This is a genomic window from Pseudonocardia sp. 73-21 (assembly GCF_001899645.1).
Lineage (GTDB): Bacteria > Actinomycetota > Actinomycetes > Mycobacteriales > Pseudonocardiaceae > Pseudonocardia.
In genome coordinates this window covers 12,475-34,068 of sequence record NZ_MKVV01000063.1, presented here as the reverse complement: position 1 = coordinate 34,068, position 21,594 = coordinate 12,475, and the positions used below count along the sequence as shown (strand labels likewise).

The 21,594-nt window shown below is 75.3% G+C and carries 15 protein-coding genes; 9 read left to right on the top strand and 6 right to left on the bottom strand.

Features of this window, described 5'->3' with window-relative positions; all coding sequences use genetic code 11:
• The first annotated feature begins 28 nt into the window (after positions 1-28).
• Complete coding sequence (locus BGP03_RS20945; protein ID WP_298797915.1) at positions 29-793, top strand: SDR family NAD(P)-dependent oxidoreductase; 765 nt, start codon at positions 29-31, stop codon at positions 791-793.
• A complete protein-coding gene (locus tag BGP03_RS20940) occupies positions 787-1,233 on the top strand; it encodes a cupin domain-containing protein (RefSeq protein ID WP_363094180.1) in 447 nt (148 codons plus the stop codon). The genes BGP03_RS20945 and BGP03_RS20940 overlap by 7 nt, the downstream gene beginning before the upstream one ends.
• A 127-nt stretch (positions 1,234-1,360) precedes the next feature.
• Here the strand turns inward: BGP03_RS20940 and BGP03_RS20935 are convergent, their stop codons facing one another.
• Both BGP03_RS20935 and BGP03_RS20930 read right to left on the bottom strand, forming a co-directional pair.
• Positions 1,361-2,128, bottom strand: a complete 768-nt coding sequence (locus BGP03_RS20935; RefSeq protein ID WP_296377908.1) for a VOC family protein — start codon at positions 2,126-2,128, stop codon at positions 1,361-1,363.
• A gap of 80 nt (positions 2,129-2,208) precedes the next feature.
• Positions 2,209-3,348, bottom strand: a complete 1,140-nt coding sequence (locus tag BGP03_RS20930; RefSeq protein ID WP_298797913.1) for a hypothetical protein — start codon at positions 3,346-3,348, stop codon at positions 2,209-2,211.
• Between the two features lie 59 nt (positions 3,349-3,407).
• On the opposite strand from BGP03_RS20930, the gene BGP03_RS20925 reads away from it, so the two are divergent.
• From BGP03_RS20925 to BGP03_RS20905, 5 genes are all read left to right on the top strand, one after another.
• A complete protein-coding gene (locus BGP03_RS20925) occupies positions 3,408-5,126 on the top strand; it encodes an ATP-binding protein (protein ID WP_296377906.1) in 1,719 nt (572 codons plus the stop codon).
• A 95-nt stretch (positions 5,127-5,221) separates the two neighbouring features.
• Complete coding sequence (locus BGP03_RS20920) at positions 5,222-5,659, top strand: hypothetical protein (protein ID WP_296377905.1); 438 nt, start codon at positions 5,222-5,224, stop codon at positions 5,657-5,659.
• 30 nt (positions 5,660-5,689) lie between these two features.
• Positions 5,690-6,859 carry an exonuclease SbcCD subunit D gene (locus BGP03_RS20915; RefSeq protein ID WP_296377904.1) on the top strand — a complete coding sequence of 390 codons (1,170 nt, stop codon included), beginning with the start codon at positions 5,690-5,692 and terminating at the stop codon, positions 6,857-6,859.
• Positions 6,859-10,185, top strand: a complete 3,327-nt coding sequence (locus BGP03_RS20910) for an SMC family ATPase (RefSeq protein WP_298797911.1) — start codon at positions 6,859-6,861, stop codon at positions 10,183-10,185. The genes BGP03_RS20915 and BGP03_RS20910 overlap by 1 nt, the downstream gene beginning before the upstream one ends.
• 7 nt (positions 10,186-10,192) lie before the next feature.
• On the top strand, positions 10,193-11,161 hold the full coding sequence (locus BGP03_RS20905; RefSeq protein WP_298797909.1) for a hypothetical protein: 969 nt from the start codon (positions 10,193-10,195) through the stop codon (positions 11,159-11,161).
• Positions 11,162-11,198: 37 nt separating this feature from the next.
• Here BGP03_RS20905 and BGP03_RS20900 read toward each other — a convergent pair whose 3' ends face one another.
• Positions 11,199-11,651 carry a hypothetical protein gene (locus BGP03_RS20900; RefSeq protein ID WP_296377901.1) on the bottom strand — a complete coding sequence of 151 codons (453 nt, stop codon included), beginning with the start codon at positions 11,649-11,651 and terminating at the stop codon, positions 11,199-11,201.
• A 211-nt stretch (positions 11,652-11,862) separates the two neighbouring features.
• Between BGP03_RS20900 and BGP03_RS20895 the strand changes: the two genes are divergently transcribed.
• The gene (locus BGP03_RS20895) at positions 11,863-12,774 is read left to right on the top strand and encodes an EcsC family protein (protein ID WP_298797907.1); all 912 of its coding nucleotides are present in this window, start codon (positions 11,863-11,865) and stop codon (positions 12,772-12,774) included.
• 120 nt (positions 12,775-12,894) lie between these two features.
• Complete coding sequence (locus BGP03_RS20890; RefSeq protein WP_298797905.1) at positions 12,895-13,119, top strand: hypothetical protein; 225 nt, start codon at positions 12,895-12,897, stop codon at positions 13,117-13,119.
• A gap of 18 nt (positions 13,120-13,137) precedes the next feature.
• Here the strand turns inward: BGP03_RS20890 and recD are convergent, their stop codons facing one another.
• The 3 genes from recD to recC are packed head-to-tail and all read right to left on the bottom strand — an operon-like array spanning position 13,138 to position 21,517.
• Complete coding sequence (recD, locus tag BGP03_RS20885; RefSeq protein WP_296377898.1) at positions 13,138-14,967, bottom strand: exodeoxyribonuclease V subunit alpha; 1,830 nt, start codon at positions 14,965-14,967, stop codon at positions 13,138-13,140.
• The gene (locus BGP03_RS20880) at positions 14,964-18,278 is read right to left on the bottom strand and encodes a UvrD-helicase domain-containing protein (RefSeq protein ID WP_298797902.1); all 3,315 of its coding nucleotides are present in this window, start codon (positions 18,276-18,278) and stop codon (positions 14,964-14,966) included. The genes recD and BGP03_RS20880 overlap by 4 nt, the downstream gene beginning before the upstream one ends.
• The gene (gene recC / locus BGP03_RS20875) at positions 18,275-21,517 is read right to left on the bottom strand and encodes an exodeoxyribonuclease V subunit gamma (protein ID WP_298797900.1); all 3,243 of its coding nucleotides are present in this window, start codon (positions 21,515-21,517) and stop codon (positions 18,275-18,277) included. Before recC ends, BGP03_RS20880 begins: the two co-directional genes overlap by 4 nt.
• Positions 21,518-21,594 lie beyond the last annotated feature (77 nt).

Sequence of the window (21,594 nt, the reverse complement as noted above, 5' to 3'; positions counted from 1 at the left end):
GAGGTGACCACATCGGGAGAATGGCGGCGTGGATCCTCAGCTACCCGACCTCACCGGCACCGTCGCGCTCGTCACCGGGGCGGGTGGGGGGATCGGGGGTGGGGTGGCGGCGCGGTTCGCAGCAGCGGGAGCGGCGGTGGTCGTGCACCACCGCACCAGCGCGGCTCGGGCGGCCGCCGTGGTGGCGGACATCGTCGACCGGGGCGGGCACGCGGTGGCGGCACAGGGCGACGTGGCCGATCCCGAGGAGTGCGCGGCGGTCGTCGGAGTGGCCGTCGAACGCTTCGGGCGGCTCGACGCCGTCGTGGCCGCGGCCGGTGTCCAGCCCGTCGCCGACCTGGCCGGGATGAGTCCCGACGAGTGGCAGCGCGTTGTGGACACCAACCTGACCGGCTCGTTCACGACCGTGCAGGCCGCCGTGCCGGTGATGAGCGACGGCGGATCCATCACGCTCACCGCGTCGGTCGAGGGCAGCCGCCCCGCCCGCGGGCACGCCCACTACTCCGCGTCCAAGGCCGGAATGATCATGTTCGCCCGCAGCGCCGCGCTGGAGTACGGCGGCCGGGGGATCCGGGTCAACACCGTGTCACCGGGACTGGTCGACCGCGACGGGCTGGAGGACGACTGGCCGTCCGGCGTGGCCTCCTGGCGCCGTCAGGCGCCCCTGGCCCGGCTCGGCACGGCGTCCGAGGTCGGCGACGCCTGCGTGTTCCTCGCCTCGCCCATGGCGCGCTGGATCACCGGCCATGACCTCGTCGTGGACGGCGGCATGTCGGCGGTGCCGGCGTGGTGACCGCCGCGGAGATCGTCGAACTGCTCGGGCTGGAGCCGTTGCCCGACGAGGGCGGCATGTTCCGCCGCACCCACGTCGACGCCCACTCGTCGGCCATCTACTACCTGTTGATCACCCCCGATTTCTCCGCGCTGCACGCGTTGAGCGCCACAGAGACCTACCACTGGTATGCGGGCGCACCGCTGCGTCTGCTGCTCCTGCACCCCGACGGCCCGGTCGAGGAGCCGGTGCTCGGGCCCGACCTCGCCGCGGGTGAGCGACCCCAGGTGGTGGTGCCCGCCGGGACCTGGCAGGGGTCGACCTCCGCCGGCGAATGGACATTGGTGGGCACCACGACCGCCCCGCCCTTCGACTGGACCGGGTTCCGGCTCGGCGACCGGGCCGATCTCGCGCGCCGTTGGCCGGACGCCGCAGGCAGGATCGCCGAACTCACGCGGTGAATCGGAACGCCAGGTGAACGAGAATGGCCACCTCGCCCCGCCCTCGGTACGGAGCGCCCCGCGTCGCCGATGCTGACCTCGATCAAGCCTCGGCGACGCCGCCTTCCTCCGTTAGCTCTCCGGTAACTCAGCCCGGCAGTTGGATCAGCGCGAACGTGGCGCCGAACGGGTCGGTGAGCACGCCCATCCGCCCGAACGGGGTGTCCTCCATCGGGGAGACGACCTTCCCTCCGCCCTGTTCGGCGGCCGCCACGGCCGCGTCGGCGTCGGGCACCGCGAAGTAGGTGAGCCAGTGCGACGGCGTCCCGGCGGGCGCGCCCATCATCCCGCCTGCGCCCCCGACCGGATCGCCGCCTGCGTGGACGGTGCTGTAGTCGTCGGGTGCGCCCTCGACGGGCTGGTAGGTATAGCCGAACACCGCCGAATAGAACTCCTTACCCGCCGTGACGTCGGCGAGCCGGATGTCGGTCCAGGTGACCGAGCCTGGCTCGTTCGCGAGGCCGAAGCCGTTCATCCCGATGGCCTGCCAGACGCCGAACGATCCGCCGGTGGGGTCGATCGCGACGGTCATGCGGCCGTTGCCGGGAATCTCCATGGGCGGGAACAGCAGCGTGCCGCCGTTGTCGGTGATCAGCTTCGCGGTGGCGTCGGCGTCCTCGCTGGCCAGGTAGACCGTCCAGACGGTGGGCGTGCCCTCCTGCATGACCGGCCCGATCGCGGCAGCGGCCCGGCCGTCGACCTGGGCGATGGTGTAGTGCCCGAACGCCTCACCGGAGTCGACGAACGTCCACCCCATCACGGAGCCGTAGAACGTGAGGGCGGCCGGGAGATCGGGGACGGCGAGGTCGACCCAGCAGGGCGTGCCGGCGGGCCAGGGCGTGTCGCGATGGGACATGGTTCCTCCCTAGTGGTGGGCGCAGAGCGTCCCACCGGGCGCCGACAGAATCGACGCCCGATCGGCCCACATCGTCGCGGTCACCGCGCCGCCGGCACGCTCCCGTCGACGGGCAGCAGCGTCAGGCAGCTCAGCGTGACGTCGTCCAGGGCCAGCTCGCCTGCGTCGTTCTCGCGCAGGACGCCGAGCCGGTCGAGCCGCGCCAGCAGCTCGGGCACCTCCGACGGCTCGGTCGCCACGACGGCGCTCACGTCGTCGCGGGCGATGAACTCTCCCGCGTCGCACAGCTCCGGCCACGGTCGCAGCGCGGCGAGCAGCCCGTCGTCGATGCCGATCCCGGCGAGCAGCGCCCGCGCCTCGGCGGCCGTGCGGGGGAGCGTCACCACCTCCGGGCCCAGCTCGCCGTCGATCTCGGCGAGCATCTTCCGGTAGCTCTCGACGAGGAACGCCGGGCCGCCGTCGGCCTCCAGCTTCGCGATGGTGGCGCTGATCCCGTCCCGGTGCTCGCGCACCACCGCGCGTTCGGCGGCGAGCCGCTCCTCCTCGGCGACGCGGTCGAGGTGGGCCTGCACGCCGTCGAGGTCCGGCGGGACCGGCTCGTCGCCGAGCAACGACCCGAGGGTGGTCGCGAGGCGGGCCATCTCGGTGGCGAACCGGGCCAGGGCCGCCGCGGTGGGTTCGGTGTCGGAGGGCAGCGAGCCGGCCGCCACGGCGTCGGCGGCCGCGCGGAGGGCGGGAGGGAGCGTGGCGGCGTCGTGGCGGAGCCGCTCGACGGCCTCGGCGACGTCCGCCCAGGTGGTGGGGGTGGCGGTGATCGTGGTGATGGGGAGCTCCTCGTCGAGTGCGGTCAGCAGCTGGGTGGCGTGGGCCCGCGCCGTCGACGACGCGGGGCCGTCGCCGATCAGCAGGGCGTGCAGCGCCAGCCGTCCGTGGGCCGTGGGCAGATGGTCGAGCAGCATGGCGCGCAGGTCCTCGGGGCCCGGGGCGTCGATCTCGGCCTGGGAGAAGCCGTCGGTGCGCAGCCGCTGGGCCACCCCGGCCAGGAACGCGTGGGCCAGGCCCTCGACCTGCTGGTCGGTGAACTCCCGGATCCGGGCGCGCAGGTCGTCGGAGCCGCTCCTCGCACGCCGCAGCGCCGGGATGACCTCCACGACGGACCGCAGGTCGTCGTCGGGCAACGACGCCAGCCAGTCACGCATCGTCACCGGGCCGTGTCGCATGGCGACGCAGTATGTCACCCCGTCGAAGGACGACCTGCGGCCCCGCTATCGTCGCCCGGGTGTCGGACCAGTCCGTCGGCCTCGTGGTCGGCACCGTGGACTCCACGCCCCTGCTGTTCTCGGTGGCCCTCGCCCCGGGGCAGTACCTCCAGCTCGACGACGTCGTGGTCACGGGCCGCACCGTGCCCGGGTTCGGGGCGGTGCTGACCTCCGGCGTCGTCACGCAGGTGGTCGCCCGCCACGAGGGCGCCACCTACGGCTCGGACGTCTTCCTGATCGCCGACGGCGTGCTGCCCGCGCAGGTGCAGGAGATCGCGGAGATCACCACCACCCGCGTCGAGCCCGAGTGCTACGTGCCCCCCACCCCCGGCTCGCCCGCCCGTCGCGCCACCGGCGAGGAGCGTGCGCAGGCGCTGTACTTCGACAAGATGGACCGCAAGGTCCCGGTCGGGCTGGGCCGGGACGGCGAGCCGATCTACCTCAACCTGGAGTTCCTCGACGGCACGCGCGGCGGCCACGTCTCCATCTCGGGCATCTCCGGCGTCGCCACCAAGACGAGCTTCGCGCTGTTCCTGCTCTACTCGATCTTCCGTAGCGGCGTGCTGGGCAAGAGGTCGGTGAACGCGAAGGCGCTGGTGTTCAGCGTCAAGGGCGAGGACCTGCTGTTCCTCGACCACCGCAACACCAAGCTCGACGCGGACCTCGTCGCCCACTACGCGCGGCTCGGACTGCCCGCCGAGCCGTTCTCGTCGGTGGGCTTCTTCGCCCCGCCCACCCCCGACGACCCGTCCGGACGTCCGTTCGTCGCGGGCCGCACCAGCGGCGTCTCGTCGTTCTGGTGGACGCTCGCGGAGTTCTGCTCCGAGGAGCTGCTGGCTTTCGTCTTCGCCGACGCCGAGGACGAGCGCAACCAGTACACGATGGTGATCCACCAGGTCGCCGCGCGGCTGCGGCGCGAGGCCACACCCGTGGGGGACGGCGCCGTGATGGTCGACGGCCGGCGCCTGGCCACCTACTCCGACCTCGTCGAGTTCGTCTCCGACCGCCTGTCGGACGAGGACAGCCGCCGCGACTGGGCCGGGCCCGTCACCGGCGTCGGCACGATCAACGCGTTCCTGCGCCGGCTGCGCTCGTCGCTCAAGCCGCTGCGGACGCTGGTGCGCGGCGATCTCGCCTCCACCGCGGGGCGGCGCGTCTCCACCGAGGGCCAGCAGGTCACGGTCGTCGACCTGCACAACCTCCCCGAGCGCGCGCAGCGGTTCGTCGTCGGCGTGGTTCTGGCCTCGGAGACCGCGCGCAAGGAGCAGGCCGGCGCCGCGGGCCTGCTGTTCACGATGATCGACGAGCTGAACAAGTACGCACCGCGGGAGGGCTCCAGCCCGATCAAGGAGGTGCTGCTCGACATCGCCGAGCGCGGGCGGTCGCTGGGCATCATCCTCATCGGCGCGCAGCAGACGGCGTCGGAGGTGGAGCGGCGGATCGTCTCCAACTCCTCGATCAAGGTGGTCGGGCGCCTCGATCCCGCCGAGGCCGGGCGGCCCGAGTACGGCTTCCTGCCCCCGTCGCAACGGCAGCGGGCGACGCTCGCGAAACCGGGCACGATGTTCGTCGCACAGCCGGAGATCCCGGTGCCGCTGGCCGTCGAGTTCCCGTTCCCGGCGTGGGCCACACGGGCATCGGAGAGCGCGGGCGACGCGCCGTCGCGCAACGGGTCGGTGTCCCAGGACCCCTTCGCCCGGCTCCCCGCCGCGCCCGAGGACGACGACGCCCCCTTCTGAGGTGGATGTCCGTTTCCGCAGGTCGGGGGCGGGGTGCCTGCTCGTGGCGGTGCCCGGACGGGCATCATCGGGGCCCCGACCACCAGGGAGTGACCATGAAGTCCGTGTACCGGATCCTCGCCTACCTGATCGCGCTCGAGGTGCTCGTCCAGGCCGCCGCGATCGCGTTCGCCACGTTCGGCCTGCTCGCCTACGTCGACGGCGGTGGCACGTTCGACAAGGCCACCGACGAGGGCGGCGTCTACGGCGGCGCGTTCGGTTTCGTCGTGCACAACGTCAACGGGGAGCAGGTCATCCCGGTCCTCGCGGTGGCCCTGCTGGTCGTGGCCTACTTCGCGCGGGTGCCCGGGGCCGTGAGGTGGTCGGCGATCGTCTTCCTGACCACGCTCGTCCAGGTCGTGCTGGGTGTCGTTGCGGGCGGGGTCCCGACCCTGGGGTGGGTGCACGGGGCGCTGGCCGTCGTGCTGTTCGCCGTCGCGGTGATTGCGGCGCGGCAGGCCGAGGTGGCGGCACCGGTGGACGCCTCCGGGTGACCGGACGGGGCGGCCTACGATGGCCGCTCTATGCGCTTCCTGCACACGTCCGACTGGCACGTCGGCAAGACGCTCAAGGGCCACTCCCGACTCGACGAGCAGGAGCAGGTGCTGCGCGAGATCGTCGGCGTCGCACGCTCCCACGAGGTGGACGCCGTGCTGGTGGCCGGGGACCTCTACGACACCGCCGCCCCGAGCGCCGACGCCCAGAAGCTCGTCAACCGGACGCTGATGGGGCTGGCGCGCGGCGGCACTCCGGTGATCGCGATCGCGGGAAACCACGACCACGCGGCCACCCTGGAGGCCTACCGCGGGATGGCGGAGGCCGCGGGGGTCACGCTGATCGGGCGGGTGCGCACCGCCACCGACGGCGGCATCGTCGAGTTCAGCGCGCGGTCCACCGGCGAGCCCGTGACGCTCGCCGTGCTGCCGTTCCTCTCGCAGCGCTACGCGGTGCGGGCGGCCGAGCTGATCGCCAACACCCCCGCCGAGCACACCGGCGCCTACGACCAGCAGCTGCGCGACATCCTCGCCTCGTTGACGGCCGGGTTCCGCGACGACGCCGTCAACCTCGTCATGGCGCACCTGACCGTGCTCAACGGGAAGATGGGCGGCGGCGAGCGCACCGCGCAGTCGATCTTCGAGTACGCCGTGCCCGCGTCGATCTTCCCGGTGGAGTCGCACTACGTGGCCCTGGGCCACCTGCACCGCCGGCAGCGGATGGAGGCGCCGTGCCCCGTCCACTACTGCGGCGCGCCGCTGGCCGTCGACTTCGGGGAGCAGGAGAACGAGTCCGTCGTCTGCCTGGTGGAGGCCACGCCGGGATCGCCCGCGACGGTCACCGACATCCCCCTCACGTCCGGACGCCGGCTGCGGACCGTCCGCGGCACCGTCGCGGAACTGTCGGTGCTCGCCGCTAGCGTCGGTCCAGATTCCTTGGGGGACGACTACCTGAGGGTGTACGTCAAGGAGCCCGCCAGGGCGGGGTTGCGAGAGGAGGTGACGGCGTTGCTGCCCAACGCGCTGGAGGTGCGCATCGATCCGGAGTTCGCGGCGCCCACCACCGTCTCGCGGCCTGCGGCGGCCGACGGTGTCGAGCGCAGCCCCGCCGAGCTGTTCGGCGAGTACCTGGGCACGCGAGGCGTCGAGGACCCCCGGGTCGAGGAGCTGTTCCGGCGGCTGCACGACAAGGTCCTCTGATGCGCCCCGTCGTGCTGGAGATGAACGGGTTCGCCTCCTTCCGCGAGCCCACCACCGTCGACTTCCGCGGGGCGGAGTACTTCGCGCTGGTCGGGCCCACGGGGTCGGGCAAGTCCACGGTGATCGACGCGATGACGTTCGCGCTCTACGGCTCGGTGCCGCGCTGGGACGACAGGCGGACGGTGTCGCTGGCGCTCGCGCCCACCGCCGGGCGGGGCGCGGTCAAGTTCGTGTTCGACGTCGGTGGCGCGCGCTACGTCGTGGCGCGGGAGCTGCGCCGATCCGCGTCGGGCGGGGTGTCGGTGCGCACCGCGCGGCTGGAGCGGCTGCGTGATCCGGCCGGCCTCGGCGGCGTCGACGAGGAGACGGAGCCGCTCGCCGACGGCGCCGGGCCCGTCACGAAGGCCGTCGAGGAACTGCTGGGCCTGCCCTTCGGCGATTTCACCACGTGCGTCGTGCTGCCCCAGGGCGAGTTCGCGGAGTTCCTGCACACCGAGCCGCGCAAGCGCCAGGAGAAGCTGGTGCGCATCCTCGGGCTGGGCGTCTACGACGTCATCGCGAAGGAGGCCAACAGCGAGGCGGCCTCCCAGCGCCAGCGCGCGGAGATCCTCACCGAGCAGCTGGGGTCCTACGCCGACGCCACCGAGGACGCCGAGAAGGCCGCCGCCGCCCGGGTCGACGAGCTCACCGCTCTGGCGTCCCGGGTGGACGCCGTGCTGCCCGAGCTGACGGCGGCGGGTGCGGCCCTCGACGCCGCTTGCGCGCTGGTCACGGGCCTGCACGAGGAGCGCTCCCGGTTGGCCGCGCTGGCCGTACCGGCGGGCGTCGCCGATCTCGACGCCCGGCAGCGCACGGCCTCCGACGCCGCGACGGCCGCGGCCGAGGCGGCCACCGCGGCGGAGGCCGCCGACACGGCGCTGCGCGAGCAGCTCGCCGCCGCTCCCGCCCGCGGCCCGCTGGAGCAGGCCCGTCGCGATCATGCGGAGCTCGCCGCGCTCACGGCGGAGCTGCCGGGCGCCCGCGAGCGTCACCTCAAGACCCGCCACGCCGAGGAGACGGCCGCCCGCGAGGCGCTCGCGGCCCGGTCGGCCCTCGACACCGCACGCGCGGCACGCGACACCGCGGCGGCGGCGGTGGAGGCGGCCCGTGAGGCCGGCCGGCGGCTCGCCGCCGAGCGCGACGCCCTGCGCACCCCCACCCTGCCCGCCGGCCTCGACGCCCTCGACCAGCGCCGGTCCGGAGCCGCCGGTGCGCTGGAGCGGGCCGAGGAGGCGCTGGCCGCGGCCGAGGCCGCCGACACCCGCGCCCGGGCCGCCCTGGCCGAGGCGCCGCCGAGGGGCCCGCTGGAGCAGGCCCGGCGCGACCGCCGCGATCTCGACGCCGCACTCGCCGAGGAGCGGGACGCCGCGGCCCGGCTCACCGCCGCGCAGGCCGCCGTCACGGCGGCGGAGGAACGGGTGGCCGCCGCGGGCGCCCACGTCGAGCACAGCCAGGCCCAGCGCGACGGGTACCTGCGCTCCGAGCTGGCCGCCGCCCTGCGCCCGGTGCTGGTGGCGGGGCACGACTGCCCGGTGTGTGCACAGCCGGTCGTCACGCTGCCCGCGCCGCTGCCCGAGGCCGACCGGGCGGGGCTCGACGCGGCCGAGGCCGCGGTCACCACCGCGGTTCGCGAGCACGACGCCGCCCGCGCGGCGGAGAGCGAGGCCCGTGCGGCCGCCGCCCGCGCGGCGGGGGAGACCGACCGCATCGGCGCCGCGCTCGAGCGGCTGCGCACCGCGCTCGCCGCCGCGCCCGCCGACGTCGACGCCGCGCTGGCCGAGCTGGACCGGCTCGCCCTCGCCGTCGAGGAGGCCGACGCGGCCGCCCGCGCCGCCCGTCGTGCGCGGGAGGCCGCAGCGCAGGAGGCCGACGCCGTCCGCCGCGAGGCCGAGTCCGCCACGGCCGCGCTGCGTGCCGCGCGGGATCCGCTGGTGGGGCTGGGTGCACCCGCCGTCGAGGCCGGGGAGGACGTGCTCGCGGGCTGGGCGTCGCTGGTGTCGTGGGCCCGTGCCGAGGCCACGGCCCGCGACGGTGAGCTGCCCGCGGCCCGCGCGGCGTTCACGGCTGCGGAGGCCGAGCGGGTCACCGCGGAGGAGGCCGTGGCGGCCGCCGAACGGGCCGCGGCCGACCGGCACCGCGAGGAGACCGCCGCCGCCCGCGCCGAGCAGGACGCCGCCGGCGCGGTCACCCGCATCGACGACCGGCTCACGCAGCTCGGGGCGGCGCTCGCCGCTGCGCCCGCCGACGCCGAGGCCGCCGCCGAACTGGCGCGCCTCACCGAGCTGGAGGCGGCCACCCGCGCCGCCGACGGCGAGCTGCGCGCCGCCCGGGTCGCGCAACGTGCGGCCGACCGTCTCGTGGCCGAGGTCGGGCTGGAGGTCACCGCCGCGTCGGAGGCGTTGCGGTCGGCCCGCGACGCGCTCGTGCCGCTGGGCGCGCCCGCGGTGGGCCGTCGCGATCTCCTCGCCGCCTGGAGCGCGCTCACGGAATGGGCGCACGCCGAGGCCGACGCCCGGGCCGGGCGGCTGGTCGAGGCGGAACGGTCGGCGGAGCAGGCCCGGGCCGCCCGCGCCGGTGTCGAGCAGCGCATCGTCGAGGATCTGGCGACCCACGACGTGGCGCTCGGAGAGCCGGTCGGGTCGGCGCGGCTTCCCGCTGCCGTCCAGTCCTCCGTCGCGGCGGCCCGGGAACGGGCCCGGGCGGCGCAGGAGCGCATCGCCGAGCGCCGGGCGTCGGCGGGCACGATCCTGGCCGACCGCGACGCCGCCGAGTCCGCCCAGCAGGTCGCGAAGCTGCTGGGAAACCTCCTGCGCTCCGACGGCTTCCCGCGCTGGCTCGTGGCGTCGGCGCTCGATGCGCTGGTGGCCGACGCGTCACGGAGCCTCGCCGACCTCTCGGGCGGCCAGTTCGAGCTCACCCACGACAACGGAGAGTTCCTGATCATCGATCACGCCGACGCCGACTCGCGCCGCCCGGTCAAGACGCTCTCCGGCGGTGAGACGTTCCAGGCCAGCCTGGCGCTGGCCCTCGCGCTGTCGTCGCAGATGTCGAGCCTCGCGGCGCAGGGGGCGGCCCGCCTGGAGTCGATCTTCCTGGACGAGGGCTTCGGCACCCTGGACGAGGCCAACCTCGAGGTCGTCGCGAGCACGCTGGAGAACCTGGCCACCCGCGGCGACCGCGTCGTCGGCGTGATCACGCACGTGCCCGCGCTGGCCGAGCGGGTGCCGGTGCGGTTCGCGGTCAGCCGGGACCAGCGCACGTCGTCGGTGGTGCGGGAGGGCATGTGAAGTTCCCGTGAAGTTCACCGTGGATCCGTGGGACCCCTCGTACGGGGCGAGTGTGGACGGGGAGCTGGCCGAGTCCAGCGCCGAGATCGACACGGGCGTCGAGGTGCCTGTCGAGCGCTGGGCGCCCATCGACCCGGACCGGTCGCTGGTGCCGCCCGAGGCCGTCCTGTTCGTCGACGGGGTGCGGCGCATCGACGCCCAGGTGTGGGTGGACGAGGGGCAGGGCGTCGCCTCGCCCGCGCTGTGCGCCACCTACGCGGCGGGCGTCGTCTGCAGCTGCCCGGACGGCGGCGCGCACCTCGTGGCCGCGCACGTGCGGCGCGGGCTGTTCTCCACGGTGGCCGCCGGCGCCGACGTCGACACCGGTGCGGGGTCCTACCGGTTCAGCCACACCCCGGCGCGGCCCGGCGCCGACCCCACCCAGGTGCTGAGCCTCGCCGTGCAGCGGTCCATGGCCGAGGTCGAGCTGCTGGCCGCGGCCCAGGCCCGCGCCGACCACGGGGTGGCCGACGACCTGCTCGTCGTCGATGGTCCGCTGCGTGGCCGCCAGCACCTGCCGCGCGCCGTCGGCTTCGTGAAGACCCACGACAAGACCTACCTGCCCACCGAGCTGGGCGGCATCGTCGCCGCCCTGGGGTCCGGGCAGCGCACGCCGGTGTTCCGTCTCGGCAGCGCGGCCCAGGACCTGCTCGCGCAGCGGTTCACCTGGTACCTGCGGCTGCCGTGCGCCCCGGGCTCGCCGTGGGCCGGGGTGGCCCGCGTGGAGTGCAGCGGGCAGCTGGCGCCGGCCGAGGCCGTCGTGCTCGCGGGGGTCAGCCAGGGCAGCCTGATCCGCTTCGCGTCCACGGAGTACAAGGATTCCCGCGCACCCCAGAACCTGTACCCGATCGCCGGCCTGGAGCGCCAGCTCCGGAGACGCCTGGGCGACCCGAAACTGATGTACCGGGCCCTCCGCCGGGCGGCGGCGACGGCGTAGGTACCGACGAACGGCCGTGCCGTTCGTCGGAGGGAGATCAGCCCACCAGCGTGGTGGCCACCCAGCGCAGCAGGACCGCGTCGCGACAGGCCGCCAGGAGCTCGGCCTGTTCGACGGCTGCCGCGCTCCTCGCCTCCGGGCTCCTGTGCCTGCGGCGCAGCTCGTCCGGTTCGAGCACCGTCTCGCCGGGGAACGGGAGCAGCGGGCCGGCCAGGCCCAGCTCGGCCAGCAGCAGGCGGAAGGTCGGGAAGCCCACCACCCGCACCCCGCACGGCAGCGACGTCAGGCCGTAGCCGTGGATGCTGGTGATGCCGCCGTCCAGCACCGCCCACGCGTCGACGTCGGGCAGGTGCAGCTCACGCGGCGACGCGCGGGGCACGCGCTGGCGCAGCGCCCAGTCACGCACGGTGGCCCGGTGCCCGGGCAGGCACTCGAACACGGCGGGACCCCACTGCCCGTGCCGGAACACCTCCGTCCAGCATCCGCCCATGGCGTGACGGTAGGGCGGCGGGCCCATGATCGCCGGAGGTTCACCCGGAGGGTGCGTACATCGCCCACGCCGCGGGAGTCTCCGTGTCACCATCCGATCACGAGTACGGCCGTCCACACCGGGCACGGCAACCGCGATGTCGCCCGCGGCGGCGAGATCCTCCGGACCGTCGCGGGCTCCGGCCTCCCACGCCCTGCGGCCGACACCGCCGATGCCCGTCGCGGAGTGCGAGGAGACCCTCGCGGTGAAGCGCAACGAGTTCCCCGTCCCCGACGAGCGGCGGTCGTCGGGGTCGGACCGGCGGACGCAGTGCCCCGCGGGCGTACACGACCTCCCAGAGCTCGGTCTCGGGCCGGACCAGGTCGCCGAACAGAGCGGAGAGATCCCTGCAGGCAACTTCCACGGAATCCACCATGGCGCCGGACGGCGGGGTGCGATGATGGCGGCCATGGACGACCGGTTCGCGGCGCTGGGCGAGCGCCTGATCGACCAGGTCATCGAGCTCGGCGTGAACGGCGGCGGGCCGCTCGGCGGGGCCGCGCAGATCGCCGACGAGCACCTCGTCGCCACGGGTGGGGACCGCGAGGCCGCTGTGGGGCGGCTCGTCGCGTCGCACGTGCGGCTGGCGGCGATGTCCGGGTTCGTCACCGGGCTCGGCGGCATCGTCACGCTGCCGATCGCGGTGCCCGCGGCGACCGCCGGGCTGTACGTGGTGGCCACGCGCATGTCGGCGGGCGTCGCCCACCTGCGCGGCTACGACATCGGCACGGCCGAGGTGCGCAGCGCCGTCCTCGTCTCCCTGCTCGGGAGCGCCGGGGCGGGGGTGCTGCGCCGCGCGGGCATCGAGGTGGGGCGCCGGTCCGCGGCGGCGGCGCTGGAGAAGGTCTCGGCGCGGCTGCTCGTCGAGATCAACAAGCGCATCGGCTACAAGCTCGTGGCCAGTGCCGGGGCGAAGGGCGTGGCCAACCTCGGCAAGCTCGTTCCGCTGGTCGGCGGGCCCATCGGCGCGGGGGTCGACGCGCTGAGCTGCCGCACCATCGCCACCTACGCGCGGCACACGTTCCCGGCGCACATGTCGCTCGGGCACCAGGTGGTGGACGGCGAGGTCGTGCCCCGACCGTGACGGTGGGGCACGCCACGTAGGCCCGGGCATCTCAGGATGAGACACTGGACCCTTCACCGGGTGGTACGAGAGTCAGCGCCGACCACACCCTCCCCCCGAACGACGGGTCGGAGATTCATCATGGTCATGCTCTGTGAGCGCTGCTTCTCACCGGTCGAGGACGGCGAGGAGAACGTCGTGAGCCTCGCCCACATCGACACGGTCCTGCCCGACGGCTCCATCACGTGGAACCACGCCTACGTGCACACGGCCGGCTGCACGGAGCCGCGCGTGCCGGAGCACCAGCGCCCGGACACGGGCACGTGGGACTCCAGCCGCGGTATCCAGTCGCGCCGCCAGCACTGATCAGGGGCCGGCCGACGTTCACGGCGACGCCAGCCGCTGCCGCAGCCCGCTGGCCCGCGCCACCGGCCGCTCGACGGCCGCGCGCACGGCGTCCTCCGTGCCGACGATGCGCACGAACTCCCGCGCGCGCGTGACCGCGGTGTAGAGCAGCTCGCGGGTGAGCAGCGGGGACTCGGCCGGTGGCAGCACCACGGTGACCCGGCGGAACTGGCTGCCCTGCCCGCGGTGCACGGTCATGGCGTGCACGGTGGCCACCTCCGACAGGCGTGACGGCGGATAGAGCGTGGGCGGGCCGCCGCGGGCGAAGGCCACGCGCAGCCCTTCGGGGCGCTCGACGACCACGCCGGTGTCGCCGTTGAACAGGCCCGTGTCGTAGTCGTTGGCGGTGACCAGCACGGGTCGGCCCGCGTACCAGGGACCTTCCGCCGGAGCTGTTGCGAGCCAGCGTTCGCTCTCCCCGGTCCACCGCGCCACGCCCCAGGGGCCGCGGCGGTGGGCGCACAGCACGCGGTGGCGCTCCAGCGCGGCGAGCGCGTCGTCGGTGCGGCCCTCGCGGGCCGCCCGGGTGAGCGTGTGGCCGGCCTCCACCACGTCGTGGCGGACGGGGGCCAGGTCGGCGGGATCGTCGAGCGCCAGGTCGTCGGCGCCCGAGCGCAGCAGCGTGAGGGCGGTGTCGGCGTCGCCCGCCTGCACGGCCTTCGCGAACGCGGCGATGGCGCCGCCGAACCGCCACACGTGGTCGAGGGTGACCACGCCGTTGACCACGTCGGACGGCAGGCCGAGCCCGGTCAGGGCGGTGTTCAGCGCCGGTTCGGGGCGGCCGGGGGCCCGGGCCAGGTCGCCCAGCACGGCGCCCGCCTCGACCGACGCGAGCTGGTCGGGATCGCCGACCAGCACCAGCCGGGACGTGGGGCGCACGGCGTCGAGCAGGCGGGCCATCATCGTGAGCGACACCATCGACGTCTCGTCCACCACCACCACGTCGAAGGGCAGCCGTTGCGTGTGGTCGTAGCGGTAGCGTCCGCCGGGCCGCCAGCCCAGCAGCCGGTGCAGCGTGGACGCCTCGGGAACCCGCAGGTCGCCGGAGACACCGGGAGTGGCGAGCTCGCCCGCCACGGCCTCCTGCAACCGTGCCGCCGCCTTGCCGGTGGGGGCGGCCAGCGCGATGCGGGGCGGCGGCCCGGGCTGCTCGGCGATCACGGCGAGCAGCCGGGCGACGGTGGTGGTCTTGCCGGTGCCCGGTCCGCCGGCCAGCACGGTGACGCGGCGCAGCGTGCCGACCGCGGCCGCGAGGCGCTGGCGGGTGGAGTGCTCGTCGGGGAAGTGCCGCGCGAGGCTCGCCCGCAGCGCCGGCAGGTCGACGTCCGGTGGCGCGGCGGCGGCGCGTTCCTGCAGCGAGCGGCGGACCTGCTCCTCCTCGCCCCAGTAGCGCTCCAGGTACAGCAGCCCGTCCACCAGCCGCAGCGGCCGTCCGGCGGGGGCGTCGGCGCCGTCGGCCACCAGCGGTCCGGCTGTGCAGGCCGCCAGCCACGCCGTGGGCTCGGGCCAGGGCAGGGCCGAGACGTCGACGACCACGTCGCCCTCGCCCAGCACCGTGTGGCTGACGGCGGCGAGATCGACGCACACCGACCCCAGCCGCACGGCCCGCACCGCGAGAGCCGCGGCGAGCAGCACCACCTCCGAGGGCTCGCCGCCGAGCCGCCCGAGCCGGGTGGCCACGTGCACGTCGGACGACGAGAGCACGCCCGCGGCGTTGAAGGCGTGGAGCAGCCCGGACGCGGAGTGGGCGACGAGCGGATCGCCGAGATCGTGGACGCCCCACCTCTCGACCCCGGTGGTGATGGTCACGCCGCACCTCCGGCGAGCAGGTCCGACAGCTCCACGATCAGCGCGGGGGGTGGGCTCCACCCGAACACGCCGCACGGCGTGCCGTCGACCACCGGGGTGGCCTCGCCGCACATGCCGCGCACGAACAGGTAGAGCGAGCCGCCCAGATGCCTCTGCGGTGCGTAGCCGGGCAGCCGCCAGCGCAGGTAGCGGTGCAGGGCCACGCCGTAGAGCAGCGACTGCAGCGGGTAGTTGGCGCCGATCATGGCCTCGGCCAGGCGGTCGGGCGTGTAGTGCGCCGACGTGAGCGGCTCACGGCCCTCCGCGGCGAAGGGGCCCAGCCAGTTGGTCTTGTAGTCGACCACCACGTACGTGCCGCCCGGCAGCCGGAGCACGGCGTCGATGCTGCCCGTGAGGTAGCCGCGCAGCGGCTGCTCCCGCAGCGCCACCGACTCCAGGGCGTCGGGGTAGGCGTGCAGCGGGTCGTCGGTGGCGAGGTGGCGGCGCAGCACCGGGGCGAGCTCACCGAGGACCACCCGACGCAGCGTGTGTTCCCCACCGGCCAGCGGCAGCTCGAAGTCCAGCTCCGCGAGCCGGTCGCGCGGGGCGATGTCGGCCAGCCGCAGACCTCCGGCGAGCGGCCCGAGCGGGGTGCGCGCCGCGGGAAGCAGGGCCGCGGCGAGACCGGCGACGTCGATGCCGGCCACCGGGTTGCGGACCAGCTGCTCGGTGCAGTGGGCGGTGAGCTCGCCGAGCAGGTCGGGCGCGGTGAGGTCGGCGGTCTCGAACACGGCGTGCACGAGCGTGCCGAACCCGGTGCCCAGCGGCAGGTCGGCCATCGGGGACGGCACGGCGTCCACCGTGGACACGTCCGCCCCGATCTCGATGTCGGCCTCGTCCTCCGTGACGGGCACGTCCGGCTCGCTCGCCACCGAGGGGCCGTGGTGGCCGGCCGTGGCCGTCAGCCCCGAGTACGAGGTGCGGCGCCACTGCCGGTCGATCTCCCGGTCGAACACCGCGGCCTCGAGGGCGGTGGGGCCCGCGTTCCGCGGCGTGAAGGCCGGGGCGGGCCGCAGCCCCACCTCCTCCACGGCGAGCACCGACGACGAGAGACCGCGCAGCGCGTCGAGGGCCGCGGTGTCGGCCGGGATCCGGTAGCTCTCGGCGGGCTCGGTGCCCGGCACCGGGCGGCCGATCAGCAGGCGGTGCAGCGGCGCCGACGCCGTGGTGGTGGACGGCACCCACCACGTGACCACCTGGCACTTCGCCCTGGTCAGCGCCACGTAGAGCAGGCGGAGATCCTCGCTCGCCTCCTCCGCGCGATGTTTCGCGCAGCGCTCCTTCCAGCCCTCGCCCGTCTCGCCGCCGACGTCGAGCACCCGCGCCGGCCCGTCGTGCAGCAGCGGCACCGTGGGATCGGGCACGAACCGGTCCCAGGCGTACGGGACGTACACCACCGGGAACTCCAGCCCCTTGCTGCGGTGGATGGTGATGATCTGGACGGCGGCGGCGTCGGACTCCAGCCGCCTGCTGCGCTCGGTGCCGACGTCGACCGCGGCCTCGTCGATGCGGTGACGCAGCCAGTCGACCAGGGCGGCCGGGCCGAGGTGGCCGTCCACGGCGGCCGCGTGCAGCGACTGGGCGATGTGCCGCAGGTCGGTGAGCAGCCGCTCGCCGGCGGTGCGGGCGAGCAGGCGCCTCGGCAGCGCCGTGTCGGCGGTGACGGCCTCCAGCAACGCCGCGACGCCCTTGTCGTGCCAGGCCGTGGCCCAGGACCGGATGGCGGTGCCGAGGCGGTCGAGCAGGTCGTCGGCGCCGGGGCCGCACAGCTCCTCGACGGTGTGGCCGAGGAAGCAGGTGAGCGCGGCCGCGCGCAGCCGGGCCAGCCGGGGCTGTTCGCACGCCTCCAGCAGCACCAGCCACTCGCGGGCGACGGGGGTGCCGAACACGCTGGCCGTGCCCGACAGCACCGCGGGCACGCCGGCGCCGCCCAGCGCGTCGCGGATCATGGCGCCCTGGCCGTTGGTGCGCACCAGCACGGCGACGTCGCCGGGCCGCACCGGATCGCCGCCGATGGTGGCCGGGCTCGCCAGCAGGGCGGCGATGTCGGCGGCGGCGTCGGCCGCCACCCGCTCGCGCGCGGGCCCGACCATGGCCAGATCGCGCCGCGGGGGCTTCGGCAGGGTGGCGCGGGGGATCACCCGCAGCCGGAACGGGGTGTCGACCGGCGCGCCCCGCAACCGCTGCCCGGGGTGGGCGGAGTCGACCGGATAGACGGTGATCCGGTCGCCCAGCGCCGCGCCGTTGAACACGGTGTCCAGTGCCCGGAGCAGGGGTTCGTCGGTGCGGTGGTTGCGGCCCAGCGTGGCGTGGCCGCCCGCGGCCTCGGTGGCGTCGAGGTAGCTGACGACGTCGGCACCGCGGAACGCGTAGATGGCCTGTTTCGGGTCGCCGATCAGCACAAGAGTGGTGTGCCCGTGGAAGGCCCGCCGCAGGATCGACCACTGCACCGGGTCGGTGTCCTGGAACTCGTCGACCAGCACCACGGAGTAGCGCGCCCGCAGCCGCTCGGGTGCGCCGCGGGTGGGATCGGCCAGGGCGTCGTCGAGGCGGGTGAGCATGTCGTCGTAGGTGTAGAGCCGCCGCTCGCGCTTGCGGCGGGCCACCTCGGCGCGCACGGCGGTGGCGAACCGGTACCGCGTGCCCGCCGTGCTGCCGGGCTCGGCGGTGGCCGGCTCCAGGCGGGCCTGCCCGTCCTCCACCGCGGCGCGCGAGAGCGCGAGCGCGTCGGCCCGGCTGAACGCCGGCGTGCCCGCGGACCGGTCGCCGTACTTGCGCACGTAGAAGTCGTCGACCACCTCGGTGCGCAGATCGTCGATGGACTCCACGAACTCGGCGTCGGCGTCCGCGTCGCCCGCCACCCCCAGCCCGGCGAGCATCTCCTGGCAGAACTGGTGGGTGGTGGCGATGGTGGCGGCGTCGAAGCCGGCCAGCGCGCGGGCCAGCCGCGCCCGGCGCAGGGCCACCTGCGCCTCGGTGCCCGTGGCCAGCAGCGTGTCGACCGCGTCGCGCGGGGCCCGCGGATCGGCCAGCGCACGCTCGGCCCGCACCAGGCGTTCGCGGACGCGCTCCCGCAGTTCCTGGGTGGCCTCGCGGCCGAACGTGACGAGCATCAGCTGCGGCAGCTCGGCGAGGCCCTCCGCCACGTAGCGGGCGGCCAGTGCGGCGATGGTGAACGTCTTGCCGGTGCCCGCGCTGGCCTCCAGGACGGTGGTGCCGGTGGGCAGCGGGCCGCACACGTCGAACGCGGCCGCAGCCAGGGTCGCGGTCATCGGCGCACCACCTCTTCCGAGATCAACAGGGGCGACCAGAGCCGCAGGGCGAGCGATCCGAACCGGGTGGGCTCACCGCCCGCCGGGCCCGGTGGACCGGCGATCACCCCGGGCGGGGCGGCGGTGCCCCACACGCGGACGTGGGCGTCGTCGGCCCGTTCGGCGCCCGCGCCGGTGCTCCACAGCCGCATCGCCTCGGCCAGGGCGTCGTCGGGGCCGCCGCCCGAGCGGGTCCTCGCGTAGGCGTGCCCGCCCTGCGTGGTGAGCGGTAGCGGCTCCCGCAGGCCCTCGCGGTAGAGCTCGACCAGATCGGCGAGGGTGGCCACGGCGGGTTCCCGGCCCACCGGGCCCACGGTGGCCATCGCCAGCCCGAACCGCGTGCCGCGGCCGAGCGTGACCGCGCGCCACGGATCGCCCGTGGTGGCCGTGAGCGCCAGCAGCCGCACCCACGCCCGGACCCGCTGCTTGGGGGCGAGCCGGGAGAACTCGACGCGCAGCAGCGTGTGCTCGTGCAGGCCGCCGAGCGTGCCGGCCACCCGCGTGCCGTCGGGCAGCGTGACGTCGACATCGCGGTCGTCGGCCTCGCCGCGGCGCACCGCGGCGGCCGCCGCGACCAGCGGTTCCACGTCGTCGAGCACCCGGGTGAGCAGCGCGTCGCCCAGCGCTCCGGGCGGCAGCTCGCCGCGGCGCCACTCGGCCTGCCGGCAGCGGTCGAGGTCGAGCCCGGCGAGCCGGTCGCGCAGCAGCCGGTCGCCGATGGCCCAGGTGGCCAGCCCGTTCGGCTCGACGGGCAGTGCGTCGGCCGGCTCGTCGTCGCCCGCGAAGAGCGAGAGCCCCACGCGCTGGCGCAGGAAGCCCTTCACCGGGTGCTCCAGGAACGAGACGAGGTCGTCGAGCGCCACGGTGTCGGCGACGACGGGGGCGAGCGGCGCCACCACGAACGCCGGGGGAGCGGCCTTCGGCGCGGCCGCGGCCCGCGCCCCGGCCAGCTCGACGCGGTCGAAGCTGAACGGCCGCCCCGGGGTGAAGTTGCGCGGGTCGAACGGTTGCAGCGGGTGGCGCACGACCACCCCCTCCACCGGCCCGATCGCGTCCAGCACCTCGCCGAGCGGTACCGCGGGCGGCCGGCGTGCCCCGGTGCGCTCGTCGGCTCCCGAGTGGATGACGACGAGCCGCTCGCCCGCCGCGCAGATGGCGTCGAGCAGTAGCTGGCGGTCCTCGCTGCGGGGATCGCGCTCGCCGACGTGCGGGTCGCGGGCCAGCACGTCGTCGCCGTCGACGATGCCGGCGCGCGGGAACGCGCCGTCGTCGAGCCCGAGCAGGCACACCACGCGATGGGGCACCGAGCGCATCGGGACCATCGTGGCGACCGTCAGCGCGCCGGTGCGGAAGTTGGAGCGGCTCGGCCGCCCGCGCAGCCGCTCCGCCAGCAGCCCGCGCACGTCGGCGAGGCCGAGCGGCACCCCCGAGGCGTGCGGGCCGGCGGCACGGGCGGCCTCGGCGAGCTCCGAGCGGGCCTGCGCGGCCTGCCAGGCGTCGGTGGGCGTGGTGTCGGTGAGCAGGTCGAGCCCGCGGGTGAGCGCCTCGATCCACGCCGTCAGTGGCTGCTCGCCCGACAACCCGCCCAGCACCGTGGCCAGCCGGTCGACGAACTCCGCGAGCCGTCCGATGCGCTCGGTGTCGCCCGACTCCAGCTCGGCCAGCGGCAGCGCCGTGCCCAGCCAGGTGTGATCGGCTCCGGACATCGTGACGCCCAGCAGCAGCCGGTCGAGGCCCGCCGCCCAGGTGTTCTGGCCGAACCCGTCGAGCCGGTAGGGCGCGCGGTGGGCGCCGTCGAGCCCCCACCTCACCCCGGACGACGTGGCCAGCTCCCGCAGCCGGTCGAGATCGTCGTCGTCGAGCCGGAAGCGGTGGCGCACCGGGCCCGACGCCAGCAGGTCCAGCACCTCCGACGCCGTGAGCCGCGCCCCGGCCAGCTCCAGCAGCCGCGACACCGTGTCCAGCAACGGGTTGAGCTGTCGCAGCGCTCGATCGGCCAGGCGCACGGCGAGCTGCCGGCCGGGGTGCGCGGTGGGACCGCCGTCGCCGAACGCGGCCGAGACCAGCGGCGCGAACGTCTCGATGTCGGGGCACATGACGGCGATGTCGCGGGGCTCGAGCGTGGGGTCGGCCTCCAGCAGCCCGAGGACGATCTCGCGCAGCACCTCGACCTGCCGGTCGGGGCCGTGGCACGAGTGCACGCGGATGCTCTCGTCCCCGGGGTCGATCGGGGCCGGCGGGGACCGGTGGTCGTCGCGCAGATCCCGCTGCAACCGCCCGAGCAGGGTGGGGGCCGGCTCCGGCCCGGCGTGATGGTGGTGGACGAGCCCGGGCGCGGCGGCCAGCAGACGCACCTGCAGCTCGCGCACATCACGGCCCAGCGACGACAGCAGCGGGTGCGCCGCCACCAGACCCGCCTCGGCGCGGCGCAGCGGCACGCCCCCGGCGTTCGCCACCCGCTCCCACAACGCGGGCGAGGGATGGGGCAGCCACAGGTGCACGTCGCGGTGCTCGGACAGGGCGGCCAGTACCGCCAGCTCGTCGGCGCCGAGGCGGGTGGCCCCGAACACCGAGATCCGCGACGGCAGCCGCGCCACCCCTGGATCGCTGCGCAGCACCTCACACGCCGTGGCCAGCCGTTCGGCCGGACCGGGCACGCCGATGCGTGCCCGCAGCCGCCGCCACAGCTCGGGCTGCCAGGCCAGGTCCGGCGGCACGCCGTCGAGGCCGACGGCCCATCCCCGCACCATCTCCGGCCGGAACGCCGCGTAGGAGGCGAACAGCTCGGCCAGCCGCCGCGCGGTGGCGTAGCGGCGGCCGCGCCGATCCCCGTGCAGGTGGGTGCCCAGCGGCGCGCACCAGGCCTGCCCGGCGCTCTCGTCGACGACCTCCAGCAGCGGCCACACCGCCCGCGACGGCCGCCACGGGTCCTCGGCCGGGTCGACGCCCGCGGCCGCGTCGACCGCCGCGTCGAGGACCGAGCCGGGGGAGGGGAACGCGACCCCGGCGCAGATCCCGTCGGCCTCCGCCCCCGCGCCCAGCCGGTGCGACAGCCGCTGCGCGAGCCAGCGCTCCACACCCTTGGCCGGGACCGCCACCACCTCGGTGGCGAAGGGATCGGGCAGCGGCTCGGACAGCAGGGCGCCCAGCGCGTCGGCGAGCGGGCCGGCCCGCTCAGCGCGGTGCACCTGGAAGGTCATGACCCACAAGTTAGGGCCAGGCACCGACGGCGACCGACGCGGGAGGCGTCCGGCGGGGGAGTTGTCCACAGGTCACC